We start from the raw sequence: 22,719 nt of genomic DNA on the forward strand, positions 1-22,719 counted from the left end.
AATGAATAGACTAAACTGCTTAATTTTTGACGATCATCCACTTGTTTGTGTTGCCATTAAATACCTGCTTGAAGAGTTAGGCGTCGCCAATGAAGTGATTACAGCCACTTCTTCGAGAGCAGCACTGACAGCAATTAAAGAGTGCGACATCGAATTACTAATACTAGATGTGAATTTATCCGATTGTGACGGCTTCGACTTCTATAAACGCATCAAATCACACGGTTATGCTGGGAAAGTGATTTTCTTCTCTGCTGAAACAAGCCAAATGTACAGCCAAATGGCATTTCGCTCGGGCGCAGATGGGTATGTATGTAAATCAGAAAATCACGAAATATTGAAAGATGCCATCGAAGCGGTATCGAAAGGGTACTCATTCTTTAAGTTTAAACAGGTGGCCAGCGAAGTAAGAGCGGCACCACAGCTTTCAAGCCGAGAGAGCTCGGTAATGAAGTACCTGTTACAAGGTAAATCGAACCGCGATATCGCAGAAGTATTATCTATCAGCGATAAAACCGTCAGCACGTATAAGCGCCGCGTGTTAGACAAATTTAATGTCGACAATATTGTTGAGTTGACAAGGGTTGCGGGAGATTTAAAGGACGTGATATGAACGTGAATCTAAGAAATGTCTCGTTGTCATTCTTCATCGCTACTTTACTGTTTGTTACGTCGGTCGTCACTATTGGCGCGGTAGTGTTCTCATACGAGAACAAGCAGTTTCGCTCTTATGTCGAGGGTTTATCTAAGGTAAAGCAGCAAGTGATTCTGTTAGGCTTGCTGACAGAATCTCAGCTTGATCAGCACCAGAATAGCAGCGCTGAAAGTATAGAATCGCAAACGAGCTTAAGTTTTCGCGATGCGATATATTCTTTAGATTCCAGTAAAAAGCTCAATTACGTTGAAGCAGTCGCACGTAAAGTGTTCCATGAGGCGGAACAGTATTTATCGAATGTTTATAAAGACACTGCATCGGTACTGTACTTTCGTTCTTACACCGGAAATAAACTGATCGTTGAGCGTCCGGTTGAAGGGCTGGAAAACAACAAAAGTGCATTCGATTTAGAAGTGTGTAAAGAGAATATTTCTTGTGCAAAGGAAGCATGGAAAGGTCAATTAACAGATCGTGTGTTGTTCTCAAAGCCGTTTAAGAGCAGCTCTACAGGTGAATACGCATTGAGCGTCATGAGCCCTGTGTATCATCATGATGAACTGGTGGGTGAATTCTCGACTCAGATGCATTTAACTGCGCTTTACCAAGAAGGAAAAGCGGTAAAGTCGATCATCAATAATGGTAATAAACAGTTGATCATCTACTTTCCGGGTTATCCATGGACGCATTTTTCCTATACCCAGTCGTATATGGCAGACAACAATAACCTGATCGTTTACCAATATCCTTTCAGTAAACTGCTGGTGGATTATAGCTATCTGTATGTGATCTTTTTTATTGTTGCGTTCGCTTACTTTTCCAAGGCTCATGAGTCAAATCAGAACAAAATGCAGCTTGCTAACGCATTAACTGATGTGACAAAAGATGAACTTACAGGCTTATATAATCGGAGGTTATTTAAAGATAACACCTTTAAAAACCGATTAGCTGAAGCCTCTTACTCGGTGATGGCGATAGACGGCAACCGAATTAAGAAAATTAACGATTGTTTTGGGCATCATGTTGGTGACGACGCTATCGCTATCATTGCTGAGTCGATGAAAAAAGTATTCAGAAACAGCGATTATCTTGTGCGAACCGGGGGAGATGAGTTTTTGGCTATCTTGCCTAGTTGCAGCGAAAGCCAGGCGTCCGTACTTGCTAAAAAATTACAGGGTGTCATAAAGGACAATCGACTAAAAGCGCTCGATATTGAAATTAGTGTTTGTACCGGCTTGGCCACAAGCGAAGAGCACGAAGTCCTTGAAGATGTGATTATTCGTGCGGACGAAGAGCTGTATGAGATGAAAAAGCGACGAGATTAGCACCGCAGGGCTGGTTTAATGTTGAGCGTATATGAAACGACAAACAGTGTGATGACATAACCATTTGATAAAGTTGACCAAACGAGAACTTTAGTCTTTTATATTAGGGCAGCCGCTTGTTAAAAGTCGGCTGCCTTACTTTTTCTGATAAAGAACATCCGACGTAAGTGGTGCCTCGTTTTGAATAAAGACCTCGATCTTAATCTATTAAAAATACTGGTTTTGCTAGAAAAGCATCGTCAGCTCAAACCCGTTGCTAAAGCTCTCGGGAAGAGTGAAGCATCAATCAGTAAATATCTCGCCCGCTTACGTGAACAGCTGAATGATGAATTATTTATTCGCCATCCCCATCGCTTTGAACCCACAGATTACCTGATACGCCAATTGCCTCAGATTGCTGACGCGCTTGATCAATTAGAAACATGCTTGCTTCGCTCTGAGTTTGATCCAGAAAACTACGAGAAAGATATCACCATCTCTTTGCCTCAAGTCGCACAATACTCGTTTGGTCACTTGCTCGCGATGGAATTGATGGCGGTGTTTCCGAAAGCTCATATCACGATCACAACTAATAATGATCATACAGTTGAGGACATATTGCTTGGTAAAGTGGATGTTCAACTGCATTATTTTAATGATGAACTGCCAAAATCCATTTACCAGCACTTTGTCGGTTATGCACCAGCGGTTGTTGTTGTGTCAGAGGAATCCGGTATTACCACTTTAGAGGGTGCCGCCGAATTACCTTTTGTGATGCTTGGGCTAGTCGGCTGGAAAGAGCGCGAACAAATAGCGAAACGAGTGATGGAAGAGAAAGGTCTCACCATCGACAGGGTTGCGACATTGGATAACGTCAGTGCGGTCCTCAAGCTCGTCAAAGAGATGGGCGCAGCAACCGTATTACACGAGTTTCAATCACCAATAGATGGTTATCGTTTTATACGTGTTCCTGAATCTTACTACGTGGATGGTTGGCCGAAAGTCGTGTTACAGATGAAGCAAAGCCATCGCTACGATGCAATGCACCAGATTTTAACTGGTGCCATTGCAAAACATATGGCGATTTAACCGAAAACCCGAGCGTTTTCTGATTGCGGAAGCGTATGCAGTAACTCTATTAGAGAAGTCGCATGGTACTTTTTCAAAATTCTTGTTTTATAAGTACTGATGGTTTTTGCACTCAGTGATAACTGCTCAGAAATTCGCTTGTTTGAGTAGCCCTGAGCTAAGTAGTGGAAGACCATTGCTTCTCTTTTCGACAAGGCAACACTGTTTGAAGACTGTGTGTGTTTCAGTTTAAACATCGAGTAACCACGAGAAACACTGACGATAGCGTCCATAATGGTTTGTTTACTCTCGTTCTTGTTCAAAAAGCCGTTTGCGCCAAGCTCGTAAGCCGCTTTAGACAAGCTTGAATAGTCTTTGGAAGAGATAAACAGAATCTTACCCTGGTACCCGGTCGCTAAAATATTTTTTGCTAAACGCATACCGTCTCTATCGCCAACGACCACGTCTAAGATAATTAAATCAATCCGTTGATTTCGAACTAAGTCCATCACTTCTGCGCTGCTTGTAGACTGTTTTACGTCTGCAGTATTCATTACATTGTTTACAAGTGTCGCAAGTGCGTCACTGTAAAGCGGTTGTGCATCAATAATAAGAACGTTTTTCACAGTGGACCTCATTTAATTATTAAAGTTAATTGTTTGCCCGCATACAACCTTATCGGATTGATTATGATTGTAGGAAAATTCCTGATTATTTGAAGGAAAATGACATTTTCGAAAAACGAAATTCACAAAAAATATTTTATATATCAAAGAATAAGTGGTTTTTTCTTATTTGAGGCTTTACGATAAGACTCTATTTTAAAATAATTTATGTAATTAGATTACAAAATTGACTACTTGAAGCTGCGAGTTAACTCTCACATTTAATGAAGATGAATTATGGGTGAGATTGCATAATAAATATCAGAGTAATTGTCTTTGAGTTGTAGAGCACACATTGTGCTGCGGGAGTAAGAATGACGAAACAGCGAGTTTGGATTGAACGTGGGGCTATTGTTAGTAAAAACAGCCCAAAACCATTAGCCATTTCCAACGTAAAAAATATTTACGTTAAAGAGTACGACAGTAAGAGCAAGGTAAAACGCGCTGCGCTAATAGGGTTTGTATTTAGTTTTGTTGCTGCTTTAGCACATCCAATACTGTCGGTAGTTGTATTTACGATTGTGTTTGGCTCAAGCTATCTCCTGACTAAGAAATATGAGCTTCGTGTTTCCGTTTACAATAATGAGGAGATCGGCGTCGTTGAGTCGGGACTGTGCTTGAGTAACGATCGCTCTGAGTTTGATAAAGTCGTTACTCAGGTACACGAGTTAAAATCAGAACAGCAAGAATCTTAAGTGTTTATAAGCACGTTAGCGGCTAATTCCTAACGCGCTTTTGTCCATTCCAGCCTAACTGTTTAATCTAATGTTATCTTTTGCAGACTGATACATCGCTGCGTAACTCATGGTGCTCAGTTCATCTCGGCTATATGCAGTCGTGACCACTTGATCACACTCATTAAGCTTAGTAAAAATTCGGTATTCACCGTGATAGGCAAAGGGACGAAGTGACGCCAGTTTTACGATGGCTAAGCAAATTTTTTCTGAGTGAGGAAAAAGATCATGCAATTTGAAATAGTGGTCGAAGTGAGAAGTCATTCCAAGTGTTGCGTTAGATTTTTTTTCAGACAGCTGTTTTCTTATTGAGTCGACTCTTAACTGAGCCTCCAGCAATCGCTCCTTCAATTTCTTTAACATATGCATCTGACTTCGACGAATACTTGGGTGCTGTAAATCCGAAATGGCCGAATGAGCGAGCGGTAGGACAGATTCCATTTCCTCCAAAAGTGAACAACGCTCAAGTAAGACACAAAGGTGATACAAGTCGTAAAAGTGCGTTAACTCATTCGTTTTTAGAGCTTGTTTTATACCAGACGTTGCAGATTTTAAGTCCCCGCGAATGAGTGAAATATGTGCTGATAGCAGAAGAGCATGCGTTTTAAATTGAGGGTGACTGTGTATATCACTGATTATCGGATTTAAACCAGACAACAAACTTTCAAAACAGTTACTCAGAGGGTTATTTAGCGCACGATATAGATAACACCGCGTGAAATTGAGCTTCGTGTATATCTCGTCTCTGAAGGTGTGAGCGTTTTTTTCTTCATAGCGTCTAATATAGGTCACGGCATCATCGTATGACTCGTTTGCTAAGGAGAGATTAGTGATCACCAGTTCACGTTCTGCCTCTGAATCTACAAGTGCGATCGATTGTTTAAGGTGTTTTATTGCTGTTGTGAAATCGTCTTTTTCAACCGCGATTTTAGACATCTCGTCGTGATAATAAGGGTTCTCTACTTGATCGTTAACCGAGTTGAGAACCTGCTGGGCTTTTTCTAGCTGATTGGATTTGATTAAGGTGTTTGCCAGTGCAATCTTAACCCAGTCAAAACCGTAATCGTCCAGTAGTCCTTGATACTCTTCTTGGGCGGCAACAAATTGCTTGCTGCTGACCAACGCCAGCGCACGATATTGCTTGATGACAATTGAATACTCAGGGTAGAGGGGAAGCAATGCGTCACAGGCTTCTGTTGCGCCGCTAAAATTCAGCCATTGAAGCTGCTTGTAAATAGGTAAAAGTGCAGCCCGTCTTTCCATCGCCGACAGAATTCGATTGCGAAAGATTTTAAAGTTTAAAGGTTTGAAAAAGTAATCGTCAGCGTCGCTGTCTTGGATGGAACGGATGATCTTTGGGTTATCTTCTCCACTGAGGAAAACAAACGTTGTATGCGCAGGAAGCAGTTTCGAATATTGCAATTCCTCTAAAATCTGGAACCCGTTAAGAGAAGCCTGAAAATTATAGTCGCAGAGGATCAAATCAAACTGGGTTTGCTCACATAGCCGGATTATTTCTTCCGGTTTGTGCGCATAACTAATGTCATCCATTCCTGATTGTTTGAGGATTGACGTTATGGTGCTGGTGACCAGTTTTGAGTCGTCGGCGATTAGCACTTTACGCTTGTTAAGGTTAGGGAGCATGGCGCTATCCTCAGGCATCAAACTTAGTGAATGAGATGAACATTTTGGTCCTACTTGAGATTTTAATAACAGTAAACCTTAGGTGAGTTGGCTTTTCGTGCGTTGTAAGCCTTCCAATTTTTTACATCGACGATGCTCTGTTTCACCTCTTTCATTAGCGATGATAAGGCGACCGAGTAATCAGGTGAGGCAAGCTTGCCGAGTTTTTCGGTATAAATAGCCGACTGGTTTATGGTTCTTAAACCTATTTGCGCCGTGCTGCCTTTTATCTTGTGCAAGATGGCTAATGCATCCTGAGTACTTGTTTCGCCCATTAATAACAACTGTTCCAACTGAGTGACGTCGTGGTTCATGGTTTCGATGTAGGTTTCCGCCATATGAATTCTCATATCTTTAGGGAAATTGAGTAACCATTGTGTGTTTAACATAGCGCGAGAATTCATAGTAACTGGTGGTCAACGGTAGTTTTAAAACGCCTATGATCGTGTACAAATTCACCAGATAGGTCAAGGTTATCAGTATTGGCCTTAATTTATAAGTTATTGATATATATTGCTTAATTTTTATGTAGGAGTAATCCTACAGCAGTTTAGGACAATATTGACTACGGGCATGATTTTCGTAGCGGAATATTTGTAGGACATATATCTTTGAGGCTACCCATAAGTGGCTGTTGAGATATTTTCGTTGAGTAAGGTTTCTCGATGTAAATTGGGATAAATACGTTGTATTTTCATTTACTTTCATGAATGCTACACGAGGTTAAGCGAACCACGTACGTAAGAGACTTGGTGACGCTTTCGATGTCTCATTAAAAATAAGAATGGCTCGATGGAATTCGATTCGATAAACTTGGTTGCGTTAGGTTTGATCTTTCTTGGATCCTACGTTCAAACCGCTATTGGCTTTGGCTTAGCAATTGTTGCTGCTCCTTTACTTATTATCTGGTCTCCAGAATATGTCCCTGCGCCTATCTGTTTAGTCGCTTTATTTATTTCTTTGATGAATGCAGTTAAACACCGCAGCAGCGTAGAAATTGGTGGCTTGAAAATGGCGTTGATAGGACGTATTCCGGGCTCTATTGCTGGTGGCGTCATGTTGTTCTTTGTATCAACCGAAGCACTTACGCTGTGGATTGGTATTCTAGTATTGTTCGCCGTGATTGTGAGTGTTTTGCCGTTTAGAATTGAACCAACGCCAACTCGTATGACATTTGCGGGTTTCTTTTCTGGCTTGTTTGGTACGAGTTCAGCGATAGGGGGGCCACCAATGGCGCTCTTGTTGCAACATCAAGAAGCTAATCAGTTACGCGGTAACCTATCGGCTTTCTTCGTCGTCAGCTCTATCATTTCATTGATCGTTCAGATACCCGCTGGCTTTTTCACGTGGAATCATTTAGTTATCACTATTCCTCTGCTGCCTGCAGCGGCGCTTGGTTATTGGCTAGCGATTAAAACGACTCAGTCTTTACCAAAAGAAAAAATCCGTGTTGGTGCGCTAACACTCTGTTTTGTTAGCGGTTTTACGGCCATTGTGCAGGGAGTGAACTTGTAGGTTGTCTGATGCCGCGTCGTGGATTAACTATAGTGATAGAACGATAAATCAAAAGGAATGGATATGATTACCGCTCTCTACGCTTGTATTTTGACTGTACTACTGATTTGGCTGGCAATTCAGGTTATTAAACTGAGACGCAAGAATAAGGTCGCTTACGCAGATGGTGGGGTCGAAGCGCTTCAAATAGCGCGAAGTGCGCAAAGCAATGCGAGTGAATACATTCCCATTACATTGATATTAATGGCGCTATTGGAGTACAACGGCGCGCAACCAGTTTGGATACACCTCACCGGAATCATCTTCGTGATTGGGCGTATTATTCACGCGCGAGGTATTTTGCAAGAGAGATTTAAAGGGCGGGTTAAAGGGATGCAGCTGACTTTTCTAATCATGGTTGCGTTGGTTGTTTTGAATTTGATTTATCTGCCTTACGACAAGATTTGGTAACAAGCCCAGCATGAGTGTTTTCTGCCGGGCCTGTTATTTTGATTAATCGCTTTTAAGCACTTCTGCGCGCGAAGGGTAATCGAATATGTCGACCAAACGCGTTAATCATCGCACCTGTGACGATTAACCCTGCGCCAATGTACGTCCATACTGACGGTAGCTCACCAAAGACGACAATACCTATCAGGCCAGAGAAGACTATCTGAATATAAGAGTAGGCTGAGGCTTTACCTGCTTCTTGAGTCTGCATCGCTTTCGTCATACCAAGTTGACCAATTTGGGTGAAAACACCAATTAAAACCAACATGATGGTCAGATAAAGATCAGGTACAACAAAATTGTCTCCCATCAAAACTATCGACGCTGGCAGGGCGACAAGTGGGAAATAGAAAATAATGACTGAACTGTCTTCTGTCCGGCTCAATTTTCTGACGATTACATACGCGATAGAGCTACCAAACGCGCCTAACAGTGCCATCATGACGCTAAATGGAGGCAGGGCATGTTCGGCTGATGCACCAGTTTCGGGGCGGACCATCACATAGATACCAAGTAAACATAACGCGATACAAACCAATGTTGATGGTTGAATCCGCTCTTTTAAGAAAAATACCGCGAGCAAAGCGGTAAATGCCGGATGAATATATTGGAATATGGTCGCTTCTGCCAAAGGTAAGGTGGTGACAGAGTAATAAACACAGACCAACGCAACGGTACCGACAGCACCACGTACGAGTAATAATGGTTTGTTGTTTCCCCAGATAGAAATTCGTTTACGCTTCACGTCTAAGTAACTGATCACTAAGGAAACCAGAGCCCTTGCTGCAACGATCTCAAATACGGGGATACCGTATAAACTGACGTGTTTAACCGTCGCGGACATCAGTGCGAAGCCAAAGGCAGAAAGAACCATAAAGCGAACACCAATGGGAACCATGGCGCTTAAAGAATTAGACATGAGAATGCTCGATTGTTGCGTGAGATCTCACTTTAACATACTAAGTGGTTAAAATAAGCCACTAGATAAAATGAAATTTGCCGATAAAATGAGATTGCACTTTGATATCTATCCGCTTCGCCAATCAATAGCAATTCATTGATACATTACGTTTTATGGTTGGTATAAATTTGCCTAACTCACAAGGAAATAACATGATTCCAGTACAAGCAACCCACGTGTCAGGTGTCGTCATTTCTGAGATTGATGGCGTGATCAAAATGTTGCTCTTAAAACGCGTGAAAGGCGGCTACTGGTGCCACGTTGCGGGCGGCGTGGAAGAGGGGGAGTTAGGATGGCAAACCATCTTAAGAGAACTTGAAGAAGAAACACAGATAACCGATGTAGAGCTGCATACCGCCGACTTTCTGGAGCAGTTTTATGAAGCGAAAAAGAACCGTGTCATGGTGATCCCTTGTTTTGTTATGTTCTGCCAGCCCAATCAAGGTGTTACGCTAAACCACGAGCATACTGAATATCGCTGGTGTACATTAGAAGAAGCGAAACAATTGGCGCCTTTTTCAAATCAACACAAACTTTATGAACACGTGTGGATGCATTACGTTGATAAGTCCAAACTGACTCCTTTCACACTCATAGAACAAGACTAAAGGAAGATAATGCTGCAAGCCGATGATTTAGAACAACGCTTTGCGATATCTGACAGAATATCGATGGAGCCGTTAGCGTCGAAACACACCTTAGAGCTGCTAGAAACCGTCAATGCCAATCGTGAAAGGTTAACTGTTTATTTACCCTGGCCTGAGTTTGTGACCAACAGACGTGAAGCTCGCCACTACATTTCACAAAGAGTGGATAGCAACGCAGTCGATGCGTATTGGTTTGCCATTTATTTTGACGACCGATTTTCCGGCGTGATTGGCTCAAAAGGGGTCGATCCAGAGACGTACGTGACCGAAATAGGTTATTGGCTTGCGGATCATGGCAGAGGTAACAAATTGATTGATCAGGCTCTTTCTGTTCTCATCCTTTATCTTAAAAAGAGAGGCAATGCCAAATCTGTCCAATTCCACTGCTTGGAAGAAAATATAGCGAGTATCAAAATTGCCGAGCGTACCGGGGCGAAATTGAAACACTATCTGGACCATGATTTCGATATGTTGGATCGCTCTCAGCGGTTGGGAGTTTATGAGTTGCCTCTGAGATAAAGTATTTAAAAAACCGCCTTAGTAGGCGGTTTTTGTTTTTCGAAAAGGCCTTCGCCAGACTTACCAAAGTCCAAGTAATTTCCACCATGCGCCGCCCACGAAGATAAATACTGGGATAACGATTAGTGAGAATATAAAGCCAATTTTCCACCAGCTTTGCAGGCTGTGGAATCCTGCGCCAAACAAGATTGGGGCTGGGCCAGAAGAGTAGTGGGTCGTTGACATGTAAAGGTTGCTGAAAATACCCAGTACGATAGCGGCCAGCATTGGTGGTGCGCCTGCTGAAATTGCAATCGCCAAGAATGCTGAATACATGGCGCTAATATGAGCCATTGCACTCGCCATCAAGTAATGGCTGTAGTAGTAAACCAGTAGCAGTACAACGACCGTTGTAACCCAGCCAAATCCAGACAACGAATCGCTCATTGACTGGCTAACCCAGCCGATAAAGCCAAGGCTGTTAAGTTGTGCTGCCATCATTACCAGAACGGCGAACCAAGTAATGGTATGCCAGGCTTCTTTTTCACCCAGCACCGCATCCCAGGTAATGGTGCGTGTCATAAGCAAGAACACCAAACCCAATAGTGCAGTAACGGTTGCATGAATGCCTAGTGTTGGGCCAAGAACCCAAAGTGAAACCATACCAACGAACGTGATACCAACCATGACTTCATCACGAGTCATCTTGCCCATTTCTGCCAATTTCTGACGAGCGATTTCGCGCATCTCTGGCGTTTTCTTTAATTCAGGCGGGAAAACAAAGTACATAACAAGTGGAATCAGGAACAAACACAGCAAGCCAGGTACGATTGCCGCTGTTGCCCAACCCGCCCATGTGATCTCAACGCCCTGTTCTTTTGCAAAGTTAGCAGCGAGAGGGTTACCTGCCATTGAAGTCAGGAACATCGCACAGGTGATCGCATTACATTGGAAGATACACTGAACCAAGAAAGCACCGATGCGGTTTTCTGTACCTTTTTCTGGATCAGAATCGTATGCGCTGGCGACAGAACGGAATAGAGGAGAGATGATGCCGCCACAGCGAGCCGTTGTACTTGGCGTTGCAGGTGCAAACAGTAAATCGGTTAAAACAAGACCATAAGCAAGACCGAGCGAGTTGTGGCCTAATTTTGAAATAAACCAGTAACCAACGCGTCGTCCAAATCCGGTCGTGATAAAGCCACGCGAGATAAAAAACGCAGCGGCGATCATCCAGATCGTCGGGTGAGCAAAGCCCGTGAGAGCGGTTTTAATCGGTAACACACCAAGTAAAGTCGCTACGGTTAAACCCGTTAAGGCCATTGCCCCAAGAGGTAAAGGGGCGAGAATCAAACTCAGCACCGTTGTGACAAAAATTGCCATCATTTGCCAGGCTTGATCAGACAGTCCTTCAGGGGTTGGGATAAACCACAATATACAGCCTATCGCCACCAGCAGGAGCATCTTCATTTTGGAATCATTCATACATCCATCTCCAAGTTAATTTTTCTCCATAATAGGGTCTGGATGGTGAGGAAAACTGAGGCAAATCAATTTCATGAGGAAGTGGTTTTTGCACTTGTATAACTTGGGTGCTGAGGTCGATTCGGGCTGCAAACGCATTGAGAATAAACTCATTAAAATAATAAAAATCATAAAATTCATCATTGAGATATCGGTCAAGTTTTATCGCGTATTCCTCAATAATTGGTACAGACTTACGGTAAGCTTGGGCTAGGCAACCTTTAGGAATTCTCACGTGTCTTTAACCTCTTTCAGCTTCACTAAACAACTGGCCGCTTTACTGAGTGGCGTAATGCTATTGGGTATGTTGAGTTGGTGGAGCTACAGCGCGTATCAGTTGGATGAAATCCTCACACATCAAATCAGTTTGCGAGCACAAGTCCAGTCTCAGCAGCTATCTCAGTTACCGAGCCTCGTTACCGCTGTTTCATCTGGAAAAGCCGAAGCGGTGTCAGAGATCATCACCGCAGTTCAGGCGGTAAGTGATGCCGACTTTATTACCGTTAGCGATAAAAACGGTATCAGGTTGGCACACCCCGTAGAGGAACGTATTGGTCTTCATGTTACTGGTGGCGATATTGAAAGAGCGCTAAGTAGTGGGGAATCTTACCTATCGTACGGTATTGGTTCTTTGGGGCCTTCCATTCGATACATTTCACCAATTTTGTCTGACGATGGCAGTGTGATTGGCATGATTAAAGTTGGCTATCTTATTGATACTTTGGATTTATGGACCAGCGAACGCCTGTTACCTTTGTTTATTTTCGGACTTGGTGCTGTATGCATCTGTATTTGGTTATCCTGGAAGTTTTCACACTATGTCAGAAAACAGATGCAGGAGATGGAACCCTGGCAGCTTAGGCAGGCATTAAAAACTTATCAAGGGGTTTTGCAAGCGACTTACGAGGGGTTAGTCGCGATAAATTCACAAGGGCAGTTATACCTAATTAATGATTCCGCTCGTTCGATGCTGAATTATAACAAAGAGCCTGGGGACGAATTCATCGAGAGTATTGATAACCCGACCTGTTTTTCTCTGGACGGGGAAGATTACATCAATGGTTTAATTCGCGTGAACGGTAAAAACTTGGTGGTAAACCGAGTGACACTGCGTACCTCTGGCGGAGAACCTTATGGTGCTGTGTTTAGCTTACGTGACCAAAATGAGATGCACGTACTCTCAGAGAAAATCAGTCAGGTAAACCAGTATATGGAAAACATGAGAGTCACTCGACACGAATATCAAAATAAACTCTCGACCATTTCTGGCTTACTCCAGATGGGGGCTTACGAAAAAGCACTATCAGTGTGTTTGTCTCAAGCGAAAGCCAGTCAGTCACAGTTGGATTCATTGCATGCCCTTCATAACCGGCCAGCTTTGTCTGCGCTGATTCTGGCTAAAGCAAGTAAAGCGAATGAACTCGGCGTTGCGTTTAGTATTGATTGCCAAAGCGATTTGAGTCGGCTCTCTAAGCGTTTATCCGAAGAGCAGTTGTGTGGTCTGATCGGCAATTTGGCACAAAATTCATTGGACGCAGTCAAAGGAAGAGAGAATGGCCGCGTGGATATTCATATCTCAGAATCTGAGTGCGAGTACACTATCCAAATAGTCAACAATGGACCGATGGTTGAAAGTGAACTGGAAACCTTGTGCGAGCTGGGTTTTACTAGCAAACAGAACAAGTCGGAACACGGAGTAGGAATGCACATTGTACGTTCGATTGTTGAGCAAGGGCTTGGCCATATGGAACTCGATAGCGATGAGTTAGAAACGGCATTCACCGTGTATTTTTCTAAGGAGATGGCATGATAAAAGTTGTGATTGTAGAAGATGATCCCAGCATAGCTGAGCTGCATCACCACTTTGTAGAACAGGTCGAACAGTATCAGGTGGTTGGTATCGCTGGTAGCGTCCATATCGCTCGCCAATTGGTGGAGAGAGTGCAACCAGACTTGGTCATCGTCGACAATTATCTTCCCGACGGCTTGGGCGTTGATTTGGTGTATCAGTGGCTCAATAGCGAACACAGACCAGAATGCATTTTGGTGACGGCGGCAAACGATGCCGATACGGTTCAAAAGGCCCACCGATTTGGCGCATTTGATTATTTGATTAAGCCAATGGATTATTCTCGCCTCACCGAAAGCTTACAACGATTAGCGAAAGTGAAAAATCATATGAGCAGCCAGGGTTCTTTTCGTCAGTCGCAGTTAGATGATCTGTTTCATTCAGGCAAGTCTAATAAGGTTGAACTGAATCACGTCGAGTTAGCAGGGCTAGACCCTTTTATGTATCGGCAGGTTATCGATCTGTTCACTCACATTAATATTGAACATACTGCCGCCAGCGTATCGGAACAATTGCCGATCAGTAAAAGTACATCTCGCCGCTACTTAGATAAAGCGGTAGAGCAGGGCGACTTGGTGGCATTTCTAGAGCATGGAAAGGTAGGTCGTCCGACCCGGGTTTATCGCAATAAGCACATCTCAGAAAGTTAAGTTTTCTAGATAAAAATAAAGGCTCTTAACGCAGAACGAAAAGAGCCTTTGTCGAGGTTTGGGGGAGCATCAATGTAGAACCTCACTACTGAACCTTAGGTATTTACAGTCGTTCATCAACTCTTTAAACGACTCTCTGTCTAGTTTGATCAACGTTTCATGGTCACCCGCTTCTAGATAGACATGATCCAGATTTGCTAATCTTTCATCGCACACCGTTGCCATGTGATAAGGGCTTCCAATTGGCGGAACCGCACCATGTTCACAGTCGGTAAAAAGTCGATAAACCATGCTTTCTTTAACCAAATGGAAAGAAGCGTTGAACTCATCGTTGAGTCTTGACAAGCTGATTTTATTGTTGGCTGGTAATACCGCCATCATATGATGACCTTCATGATCTTCAAGGATCACGGCTTTCGCCAAATTCATCAAAGGTATACCTGCAGATACACCACTTTGAAGCGAGCTATGACTGTGGCTGTGATTCACTGTTTGAAAGTGAATATTGTGATCAGTCAGGTATTGATCTAATCGGGTTGCAATCGTCATAAAGCCTCCACGTGTATTACACCTCTAAAAGTATAGGAGAGATGTGAAGCAAACGCTTATTTTCTCTATGTTCAATGACGCTTATACGCACCTGTCCTACGCTTACGTTAACGCCTGCGATAACGACAGGTGGTAACAGAACTGGAGGCAACATGAGTAAACCAATTATCGCCGATAACAAGCCAATCAAAGTCAACTTGGTGGAAGGGCAAGAATATTACTTCTGTCGTTGTGGGCGCTCCAAGAGCCAACCTTATTGTGATGGCTCGCATTCAGGGACCGGTCTGAAGCCGATGAGCTTTGTCGCCGAAAAGAATGAAGAGGCTTACTTATGTCGCTGCAAACAGACTTCTAACGCTCCATTTTGTGATGGTACCCATAAAAAATTTACGGCAGAGCAGGTAGGGCATGAAGCGCCGGAAGCAAAGAAAGAAAAAAGCGGAAAACCAGTGGCGGCGTCAACACAAGAAGAACCTACATTGGAGTTTATTCATCAACTGGCGAGAGAAGGGTTATCTAAACTCGGGCATCATGGCCCCATGGCTGCTATGGGGGTACCAAGACACCTGTTACCGCATTGGGACGCGATACAAATTATGGTCGCTCAGATGGCCACTCAGCCATTGATGGAAGATGTGCCAGTCGCAACCGAGTTAATTGTGGGGCCGAATGCACGTAAGCCTCTCAAGTCGGCGATCCCTTTGTTAGTCTCGGACATGAGTTTTGGCGCGTTATCGGAAGAGGCAAAAATTGCGCTCTCTAAAGGCGCAGAATTAGCAGGTACAGGAATTTGTTCCGGTGAAGGGGGCATGTTGCCTGAAGAGCAAGCCGCAAACTCTCGGTATTTTTATGAGCTTGCCAGCGCACAATTTGGCTATGAGGAGTCTAAATTGCATGGCGTACAAGCTTTTCATTTTAAAGGCGGACAGGGCGCGAAAACGGGAACCGGAGGACACCTGCCGGGTAGTAAAAACGTAGGTAGAATATCGGAAATACGTGGCATTCCTGAGGGCGAGCCCGCGATATCACCACCGACATTTAAAGACCTCCATTCCGCACGTGACTTCAGGAAACTTGCTGACAGAGTACGTGCCATCACCGGAGGCATACCCATCGGATTCAAACTCAGCGCGAATCATATTGAGCAAGATATTCAGTTCGCTCTGGATGCCAGTGCGGATTACATCATTCTTGATGGTCGTGGCGGTGGTACGGGATCGGCACCATCCATGTTTCGTGATCACATCAGTGTTCCAACCATCCCTGCTTTAGCGCGTGCTCGTAAATATTTGGATCAAAAAGGCGTTAGTGACAATGTCACGTTAATTGTGACTGGTGGATTGAGAGTGCCAATGGACTTTGTTAAAGCCATGGCATTAGGGGCTGATGGCGTCGCTATTGCAAACAGCGCAATGCAATCTATCGGGTGCGTCGCTGCGAGAATTTGCAACACCAACAACTGTCCCGCAGGTATTGCCACGCAAAACGCCGATTTAAGGCAGCGTCTTGATATCGACAAATCATCGAAACAATTGAAAAACTTTTTCGACGCGTCTGTCGAGCTGATGCAAGTGATGGCGAGGGCGTGCGGGCACGATGCGCTTAGTCAGTTCAACATAAATGATTTAGCGACATGGGATAGAAACATGGCGCAGTTATCTGGCGTGAAGTATTCGGGCGTCACTGATATTTATCGTTGATTGATGTTAACGCTAAATAGATACACGTTTAGTGACACTTACGTATTTCAGACATAACAAAATATTGACCAAAAAATCATCAGCAATCTGGTGTATAGACTACGCTGTTATAAATGAATATTTCTATTCATTTGATCGAGTAACGATTTTTATTAGCGGCTTCTGTGCCCCTAACAAAGGAGTTTTTATGAGCGACACAAGCGGCGGTTCAGTAGGTAAATGTCCGGTCATGCATGGTGGGCAAACATCTACAGACAAGTCAGTGATGGATTGGTGGCCAAATGCGTTAAATTTAGACATCCTGCATCAGCATGACTCCAAAACAAATCCCTATGGAAACGACTTCGATTACAAAGAAGAATTGAAAAAATTAGACGTCGATGCGCTTAAGAAAGATTTGAAAGATTTGATGACAGACAGCCAAGACTGGTGGCCAGCAGACTGGGGTCACTATGGCGGTCTTATGATTCGAATGGCTTGGCATGCTGCAGGTAGCTACCGCATTGCAGACGGTCGTGGTGGCGGTTCAACGGGTAACCAACGCTTTGCTCCTCTAAACTCATGGCCTGATAACGCTAACCTGGATAAAGCAAGACGACTCCTTTGGCCGATTAAAAGAAAATACGGTAACAAATTAAGCTGGGCGGATTTGATCCTTCTGGCCGGGAACATGGCTTATGAATCGATGGGCTTCAAAACCTTCGGTTTCGGATTTGGCCGTGAAGATATCTGGCATCCTGAGAAAGACACGTACTGGGGTTCCGAAAAAGAGTGGTTGGCACCGAGTGGTGGTGAAGGGACACGTTACTCAGGCGAGCGTGACCTAGAAAACCCACTTGCAGCAGTAATGATGGGGCTTATATACGTAAACCCTGAAGGGGTTGATGGCAATCCAGACCCATTAAAAACAGCCGCTGATATGCGTGTGACCTTTGCGCGTATGGCGATGAACGATGAAGAAACCGTTGCGCTTACCGCTGGTGGCCATACTGTCGGTAAATGTCACGGTAATGGTGATGCCGCAAATGTTGGCCCCGATCCAGAGGCTGCGGACCTTGAAGAGCAAGGCCTTGGCTGGATGAATCACACTACGCGTGGAATTGGTCGTGACGCTGTAACTAGTGGTTTGGAAGGCGCATGGACCACGCATCCAACCCAGTGGGATAATGGTTATTTCCACTTGTTGTTTAAGTATGACTGGGAACAGAAAATGAGCCCGGCTGGCGCTCATCAATGGGAGCCTGTCAATATTGACGAACAAGATAAACCCGTTGATGTTGAAGACAGCTCGAAACGCTATAACCCAATCATGACCGATGCCGATATGGCTCTGAAAATGGATCCTGAATATCGCAAAATTGCAGAGCGTTTCAAAAACGATCAAGCGGCTTTCGAAGATGCGTTTGCTCGCGCCTGGTTTAAGCTAACACACCGTGATCTGGGGCCGAAATCTTGCTACCTAGGGCCAGATGTTCCGGCTGAAGATCTGATTTGGCAAGATCCAACGCCTGCGGGCAGTACAGGTTACGATGTTGATTCAGTCAAAACCAAGATTGAAGCGAGTGGTTTAAGCATTGGTGAACTGGTCAGCACGGCTTGGGATAGCGCACGTACATTCCGTGGCTCGGATCGCCGTGGAGGTGCCAACGGTGCTCGAATTCGTCTCGCTCCACAAAAAGACTGGCAAGGTAACGAGCCACAACGTTTGAGTAAAGTGTTACCGGTTCTTGAAAAAATCGCTGCTGAATCAGGATGTAGCGTAGCAGATGCTATCGTTCTTGCTGGTAACGTTGGTGTTGAGCTTGCCGCACGTGCAGCAGGTTACAATGTCACGGTTCCATTCTCGCCTGGGCGTGGTGATGCGAGTCAAGAAATGACTGACGTCGACTCATTTGAGGTTCTCGAACCTCTGGCAGACGGATACCGAAATTGGTTGATGAAAGATTACGTCGTCAAACCAGAAGAATTGATGTTGGATCGTACTCAGTTAATGGGTCTGACTGCACCAGAAATGACCGTGCTCGTAGGTGGTATGCGTGTGATGGGCACGAACTATGGCGGTAGTGCAGATGGCGTATTTACTGACCGCGTCGGCAGCTTGACTAATGACTTCTTCGTTAACTTAACCGATATGGCATACCAGTGGGTTCCGAAAGGTGAAAACCAATACGAAATCGTCGATCGCAAGTCAGGTGCAGTGAAATGGACGGCAACCAGAGTCGATCTTGTGTTCGGGTCTAACTCTATTTTACGCTCCTACTCAGAAGTGTATGCACAAGATGATAATCAGGAAAAATTCGTTCATGATTTCATCAAAGCGTGGGTAAAAGTGATGGATGCCGATCGCTTTGATCTATAGGAAAACATACGAGTTCTCTTAATTAACTGTCATACGATAAATACAGGCGGACTTAATGTTCGCCTGTTTTTTATTGGTATTGTCGGCATCCCATCTGATAATCAAACCAGTTCTGAACATTAAGCGTCTGGAAATCAAAGAAAGTAGAATGAACAGCGATTAAACTGCATTGAACGACCAACCAAAGTGCCAGAGTTATGACTCAAAACGCTATTAACGAAAAAATCGCCAGCTTCTCTCGCATAGAAGACGCGTTGAATTATTTCGAGATCGAATTCGACAGCCGGTTTATCGAGAGTCATCGCACCGAATTAGTAAAGCGGTTTAACGGCTATTTAATTTTGACCAAACCCGATGATTGGTTCTCAGCACGTCGCGCACTCAAAAACGCTTACTGCAAAGTACAACGCAGCTTGCTGGACAAAACAACCCGATCAGCCTGTCGAGGCTGCACGTCGTGTCAAAGACGCTAAGTCAGTTATACGCTGTTGAATGTCTACATACTGCAAACATAGATTACTCGCGACTTCCGCCAGAGTATTTGGCATATGCTAATTACACATTTTTAGACCGTGTAAAGTGCCACTATGCTTACAGATACTGAACGTCATAAACCTCATCAGTCCCATGACCATTGCGCAGTGTGCGCACCAATTGAAAACAATCCCTACTCTTTATCCGTCCATTACCAACAGCTTTCAGATCATTCCATTTTTGGCGAATTCGATGTGCTTAACCGTCATCAAGGTTACACAGGATTGTTGCATGGTGGTATCGCCAGTTCATTGCTCGATGGCGCGATGACCAATTGCTTGCTGTCGATGGGTGTTGAAGCACTGACGGCTCAGCTCGATGTCCGCTATCACGCGCCTATTGCTTTAAAGGAACATATTGAAATTACCGCGCGTTGCGAAAGGGAAAAGCGGGGTGTTTATCAGTTAGTCGCTCAGCTAAGTGTCAATAAAGAAGTCAGAGTCAGTGCAATGGGAAAATTTATTCGCCCTAAAAGTTAGCTAACCGTATACTCGTAGCTAATGACTATTCCATGGAGGGAATATGAAAGAATTTGATGAACTACTCTCAATCGCGACGAGGAAGTCAGAGTTTGATCTGACCAATACCTGGTTTAAAGGTGTCGAAACCTATCTGGTTGCAATTGGTAAAGAAGTCGAAGAAGTACGTGAAGAGATAGCTGAAGATCGTCTTTGTTATCTGGAAGATGAACTTGGCGATGTGCTATGGAATTATTTGAATGTACTGAAAGCGCTGGAAAGAGAGAAAGGTATTGACCCTAAGAAAGTTCTCGATAGGGCTTGTAAGAAATACGAACAGCGCGTGTCCGCTATCGAATCAGGCAGCAGTTGGGAAGACGTCAAATTGAAACAAAAAGAAGCGTTAAGTATCGAGTTGGCAGAGCAGTCAGAAAACAAGCAGAGCGTCATCTGACGAAACAGGCGCGTACAGGTTCGGACTGCAATTGGCATAAGTCTTACTATAAACAGACAAAACCAGATGGTAAACTACACGTCTGTTTTACTTAGTGATTAAAGGTAATTTGATGAACCCGATTCTTGCAATGCTGAAAGAGAATAATATCAGTGATGCTCAGATTAATGAGCTATTTCAGGCGTTGACGCAAAACCCTCTGGCAGCAATGGCAACTATCAGCCAGTTGGGTCTACCTCAGGAGCAGCTTCAAGCGTTGATGGCGCAAGTGATGCAAAATCCTGTGTTAATTAAAGAAGCGGTTGAAGAGTTAGGTTTGGACTTTTCAAAAGTGGTTGAAGCAAAAGAAAAACTTCAGCAGTAACAGAGTATCCTCAAACAAATCTAAAAAGCCGCTAAAATATTACGTTTTAGCGGCTTTATTTTTACGCGATTTCTTATTTGCTTGTCAGCGAATGAGGTTAACCATAAGCAACACTAGGGAACCACAACACCAATTGTGGCCATATAACCAGACAGATTAACGCGATTAGCTGTATAGCGATAAACGGAATCACACCGCGATAGATATCCTTCAGGGAAACACCTTCAGGGCAAACGCCTTTTAAATAGAACAGAGCGAAGCCAACCGGTGGGGTAAGGAAACTGGTTTGCAGCGCCATTGCGACGAGCATAACAAACCATACCAGACTTGGGTTATCCACCACGCCATGACCATCAAGCTCAATGCCTAAACTTGCTACCACAGGTGCTAGCAGCGGCAGTGCGATAAGGGTGATTTCTATCCAGTCGAGGAAGAATCCAAGCAAAAATACGATTAACAGAATAAACGCGATAATGCCGTATTGACCGAAAGGTAAGCCACTCAGGAACGACTCGATCAGTTCGTCACCGCCTAACTCCCTTAGCACCAAAGCAAAGCAGGAGGCACCCAAGAAGATCATGAATATGTAGGCAGTCGTTCCGTATGAAGAAAGCATCACCTCCTTCAGAACTTTTAAGTTGAGCTTTTTATTATATGCCGCAAGTAGTGTCGCCCCTAAAGCGCCTATGCCAGAAGCTTCTGTTGGAGTAGCAATACCCGCAAATATTGAACCTAACACGCAGAAAATCAGGATAACGGTCGGTGTGATATCTTTGAATACTTGTAAGATAAGCTTCCAGTCAACAGGCTCTACATTTTCTGGAATTGGTGCTTTGCTCGGGGTCATTTTACCAACGGTAAGGATATACATAATGTATAAACTGCCCAGTAACAGACCCGGCATAATCGCGCCCATAAACAGATCGCCAACTGATAACCCAAGTTGGTCGGCCATAATCACCAACATGATGGAAGGTGGAAGCAGTATGCCTAATGTACCTGCTGAGGCGACCGTTCCAAGTGCCAGAGGAAGATGATAGCCCTGACGCATCATACTCGGCAGAGACATCACCGTTAACAGCACAACCGATGCACCAATGATGCCTGTAGAGGCGGCGAGTATGATACCAATCGCCATCACCGTAATGGCTAAACCACCGTGTACTTTGCCGAATAGCGCCTGCATCGAGGTCATCAGTTTTTCAGCAATGCCGGACTTATCTAGCATGTTGCCCATAAAGATAAACATCGGTAGGGCAACTAATATCCAGTTATCCATCACCTTATAAATACGGTTAACAACGAGACCAAGGGTGGTGTAATCGAGCCCGGTAAACGTATCAAGATAGAGATCGGCAAAATAACCGATTGCCGCGAAGACGATGCCGATCCCACCGAGCACGTACGCTACCGGAATACCAGTGAATAACAACAGGATGAACGAGCCAAACATGGCGATAACAATCCATTCATTCGCTTCCATGGTCGTCTCCTTTGATTAACGTATCCAGATCGCGTAATAATTTCGCCACCATTGAGAGCAACAGCAAGCTAAAGCTTAAAGGGATCACGGCTTTTATCATCCAGCGATAAGGTAAGCCGGAAGGTGCGGCTGAACTCTCGTTGACGCGCCAAGCTTCGTAAGCGAAGTCGTAGGAATGGAGAATGACGATAACAACAAATGGTGCCGCGAGAAACAGAATGCCGAGTATGTCGACTAGGGCTTTTTTGCGAGCGGAGAACTTGTGATAAAACAGGTCGACTCGAACGTGTAAGTTGGTCACCTGTGCATAAGCGGTTCCGAACATGACTGCTGTGGCATAGAGGTGCCATTGCAGTTCTTCAAGCGCAATTTGCCCGTTGGAAAAGACTTTGCGCATTACGACCTGAATGATGATCACCGCTATTAACGCGAGGTTTGTCCAGGCCAACGCTTTACTCGCGGAAATAACCAGCCTCTCGATTTGAAAATAGAGTGGGACGGTTGGGGAAGAATATAGCACTTTGCTCATTGGCTACTCCTAAAGGCCAGCGAGAGACGCTGGCCTTTTATTAACAACGA

Annotated in this window: 25 protein-coding genes; 16 read left to right on the forward strand and 9 right to left on the reverse strand. The window is 44.3% G+C overall.

Annotated features, from left to right (window positions below; genetic code table 11):
* Window position 1 precedes the first annotated feature (1 nt).
* From VEJY3_RS19245 to VEJY3_RS19255, 3 genes are all read left to right on the forward strand, one after another.
* Window positions 2-613 carry a response regulator transcription factor gene (locus VEJY3_RS19245; protein WP_014234091.1) on the forward strand — a complete coding sequence of 204 codons (612 nt, stop codon included), beginning with the start codon at window positions 2-4 and terminating at the stop codon, window positions 611-613.
* Complete coding sequence (locus tag VEJY3_RS19250) at window positions 610-1,977, forward strand: GGDEF domain-containing protein (RefSeq protein WP_014234092.1); 1,368 nt, start codon at window positions 610-612, stop codon at window positions 1,975-1,977. The genes VEJY3_RS19245 and VEJY3_RS19250 overlap by 4 nt, the downstream gene beginning before the upstream one ends.
* 180 nt (window positions 1,978-2,157) lie before the next feature.
* Complete coding sequence (locus VEJY3_RS19255) at window positions 2,158-3,045, forward strand: LysR family transcriptional regulator (protein ID WP_014234093.1); 888 nt, start codon at window positions 2,158-2,160, stop codon at window positions 3,043-3,045.
* Here VEJY3_RS19255 and VEJY3_RS19260 read toward each other — a convergent pair.
* The gene (locus VEJY3_RS19260; RefSeq protein WP_014234094.1) at window positions 3,042-3,650 is read right to left on the reverse strand and encodes a response regulator transcription factor; all 609 of its coding nucleotides are present in this window, start codon (window positions 3,648-3,650) and stop codon (window positions 3,042-3,044) included. The two genes, VEJY3_RS19255 and VEJY3_RS19260, sit on opposite strands and share 4 nt — an antisense overlap.
* 353 nt (window positions 3,651-4,003) lie before the next feature.
* Between VEJY3_RS19260 and VEJY3_RS19265 the strand changes: the two genes are divergently transcribed.
* Window positions 4,004-4,384 (forward strand): hypothetical protein, encoded by a 381-nt coding sequence (locus tag VEJY3_RS19265; RefSeq protein ID WP_014234095.1) that lies wholly within the window; start codon window positions 4,004-4,006, stop codon window positions 4,382-4,384.
* A gap of 54 nt (window positions 4,385-4,438) precedes the next feature.
* Here VEJY3_RS19265 and VEJY3_RS19270 read toward each other — a convergent pair whose 3' ends face one another.
* Together VEJY3_RS19270 and VEJY3_RS19275 are read right to left on the reverse strand one after the other, a co-directional pair.
* Window positions 4,439-6,067 (reverse strand): response regulator, encoded by a 1,629-nt coding sequence (locus tag VEJY3_RS19270; RefSeq protein WP_014234096.1) that lies wholly within the window; start codon window positions 6,065-6,067, stop codon window positions 4,439-4,441.
* A 62-nt stretch (window positions 6,068-6,129) separates the two neighbouring features.
* Window positions 6,130-6,495: an Hpt domain-containing protein gene (locus VEJY3_RS19275; protein WP_237708200.1), complete on the reverse strand. Its 366-nt coding sequence runs from the start codon at window positions 6,493-6,495 to the stop codon at window positions 6,130-6,132.
* 403 nt (window positions 6,496-6,898) lie between these two features.
* Between VEJY3_RS19275 and VEJY3_RS19280 the strand changes: the two genes are divergently transcribed.
* Together VEJY3_RS19280 and VEJY3_RS19285 are read left to right on the forward strand one after the other, a co-directional pair.
* A complete protein-coding gene (locus VEJY3_RS19280; RefSeq protein WP_014234098.1) occupies window positions 6,899-7,621 on the forward strand; it encodes a sulfite exporter TauE/SafE family protein in 723 nt (240 codons plus the stop codon).
* A 63-nt stretch (window positions 7,622-7,684) separates the two neighbouring features.
* Complete coding sequence (locus VEJY3_RS19285; RefSeq protein ID WP_014234099.1) at window positions 7,685-8,071, forward strand: MAPEG family protein; 387 nt, start codon at window positions 7,685-7,687, stop codon at window positions 8,069-8,071.
* 52 nt (window positions 8,072-8,123) lie between these two features.
* On the opposite strand, the gene VEJY3_RS19290 is transcribed toward VEJY3_RS19285, so the two are convergent.
* Window positions 8,124-9,029, reverse strand: a complete 906-nt coding sequence (locus VEJY3_RS19290) for a DMT family transporter (protein WP_014234100.1) — start codon at window positions 9,027-9,029, stop codon at window positions 8,124-8,126.
* Window positions 9,030-9,223: 194 nt separating this feature from the next.
* Here VEJY3_RS19290 and VEJY3_RS19295 point away from each other — a divergent pair, with 194 nt between their 5' ends.
* Window positions 9,224-9,679 (forward strand): NUDIX pyrophosphatase, encoded by a 456-nt coding sequence (locus tag VEJY3_RS19295; protein WP_014234101.1) that lies wholly within the window; start codon window positions 9,224-9,226, stop codon window positions 9,677-9,679.
* Between the two features lie 9 nt (window positions 9,680-9,688).
* On the forward strand, window positions 9,689-10,237 hold the full coding sequence (locus VEJY3_RS19300) for a GNAT family N-acetyltransferase (protein WP_014234102.1): 549 nt from the start codon (window positions 9,689-9,691) through the stop codon (window positions 10,235-10,237).
* Between the two features lie 60 nt (window positions 10,238-10,297).
* Here VEJY3_RS19300 and VEJY3_RS19305 read toward each other — a convergent pair whose 3' ends face one another.
* Both VEJY3_RS19305 and VEJY3_RS19310 read right to left on the reverse strand, forming a co-directional pair.
* On the reverse strand, window positions 10,298-11,701 hold the full coding sequence (locus VEJY3_RS19305; RefSeq protein WP_014234103.1) for an anion permease: 1,404 nt from the start codon (window positions 11,699-11,701) through the stop codon (window positions 10,298-10,300).
* The gene (locus tag VEJY3_RS19310) at window positions 11,694-11,975 is read right to left on the reverse strand and encodes a hypothetical protein (protein WP_014234104.1); all 282 of its coding nucleotides are present in this window, start codon (window positions 11,973-11,975) and stop codon (window positions 11,694-11,696) included. Before VEJY3_RS19310 ends, VEJY3_RS19305 begins: the two co-directional genes overlap by 8 nt.
* Here VEJY3_RS19310 and VEJY3_RS19315 point away from each other — a divergent pair, their 5' ends adjacent.
* Window positions 11,976-13,550: a sensor histidine kinase gene (locus VEJY3_RS19315; protein WP_014234105.1), complete on the forward strand. Its 1,575-nt coding sequence runs from the start codon at window positions 11,976-11,978 to the stop codon at window positions 13,548-13,550. It abuts the gene before it with no gap.
* Window positions 13,547-14,239: a response regulator gene (locus VEJY3_RS19320; RefSeq protein WP_014234106.1), complete on the forward strand. Its 693-nt coding sequence runs from the start codon at window positions 13,547-13,549 to the stop codon at window positions 14,237-14,239. The genes VEJY3_RS19315 and VEJY3_RS19320 overlap by 4 nt, the downstream gene beginning before the upstream one ends.
* A 69-nt stretch (window positions 14,240-14,308) precedes the next feature.
* On the opposite strand, the gene VEJY3_RS19325 is transcribed toward VEJY3_RS19320, so the two are convergent.
* Window positions 14,309-14,788 carry an aminoacyl-tRNA deacylase gene (locus VEJY3_RS19325; protein ID WP_014234107.1) on the reverse strand — a complete coding sequence of 160 codons (480 nt, stop codon included), beginning with the start codon at window positions 14,786-14,788 and terminating at the stop codon, window positions 14,309-14,311.
* 152 nt (window positions 14,789-14,940) lie between these two features.
* Here VEJY3_RS19325 and VEJY3_RS19330 point away from each other — a divergent pair, with 152 nt between their 5' ends.
* From VEJY3_RS19330 to VEJY3_RS19355, 6 genes are all read left to right on the forward strand, one after another.
* Entirely contained in the window at window positions 14,941-16,488 is a 1,548-nt protein-coding gene (locus VEJY3_RS19330) for a glutamate synthase-related protein (protein WP_014234108.1), read from the forward strand.
* Window positions 16,489-16,675: 187 nt separating this feature from the next.
* Complete coding sequence (katG, locus tag VEJY3_RS19335) at window positions 16,676-18,847, forward strand: catalase/peroxidase HPI (RefSeq protein WP_014234109.1); 2,172 nt, start codon at window positions 16,676-16,678, stop codon at window positions 18,845-18,847.
* A 197-nt stretch (window positions 18,848-19,044) separates the two neighbouring features.
* Complete coding sequence (locus VEJY3_RS19340; protein WP_014234110.1) at window positions 19,045-19,320, forward strand: nitrogenase-stabilizing/protective protein NifW; 276 nt, start codon at window positions 19,045-19,047, stop codon at window positions 19,318-19,320.
* Window positions 19,321-19,434: 114 nt separating this feature from the next.
* Window positions 19,435-19,860, forward strand: a complete 426-nt coding sequence (locus VEJY3_RS19345) for a PaaI family thioesterase (protein WP_014234111.1) — start codon at window positions 19,435-19,437, stop codon at window positions 19,858-19,860.
* Between the two features lie 43 nt (window positions 19,861-19,903).
* Window positions 19,904-20,293, forward strand: coding sequence for a MazG nucleotide pyrophosphohydrolase domain-containing protein (locus VEJY3_RS19350; protein ID WP_014234112.1), 390 nt, complete (start codon window positions 19,904-19,906; stop codon window positions 20,291-20,293).
* A gap of 112 nt (window positions 20,294-20,405) precedes the next feature.
* Window positions 20,406-20,657 carry a DUF2999 family protein gene (locus VEJY3_RS19355; RefSeq protein ID WP_014234113.1) on the forward strand — a complete coding sequence of 84 codons (252 nt, stop codon included), beginning with the start codon at window positions 20,406-20,408 and terminating at the stop codon, window positions 20,655-20,657.
* Window positions 20,658-20,754: 97 nt separating this feature from the next.
* Here the strand turns inward: VEJY3_RS19355 and VEJY3_RS19360 are convergent, their stop codons facing one another.
* Both VEJY3_RS19360 and VEJY3_RS19365 read right to left on the reverse strand, forming a co-directional pair.
* Window positions 20,755-22,140: a TRAP transporter large permease subunit gene (locus VEJY3_RS19360; protein WP_014234114.1), complete on the reverse strand. Its 1,386-nt coding sequence runs from the start codon at window positions 22,138-22,140 to the stop codon at window positions 20,755-20,757.
* Entirely contained in the window at window positions 22,127-22,669 is a 543-nt protein-coding gene (locus VEJY3_RS19365; RefSeq protein ID WP_014234115.1) for a TRAP transporter small permease subunit, read from the reverse strand. The genes VEJY3_RS19360 and VEJY3_RS19365 overlap by 14 nt, the downstream gene beginning before the upstream one ends.
* Window positions 22,670-22,719 lie beyond the last annotated feature (50 nt).

Origin of the sequence: Vibrio sp. EJY3, assembly GCF_000241385.1 — a bacterium.
GTDB classification, from domain to species: Bacteria; Pseudomonadota; Gammaproteobacteria; order Enterobacterales; family Vibrionaceae; genus Vibrio; species Vibrio natriegens.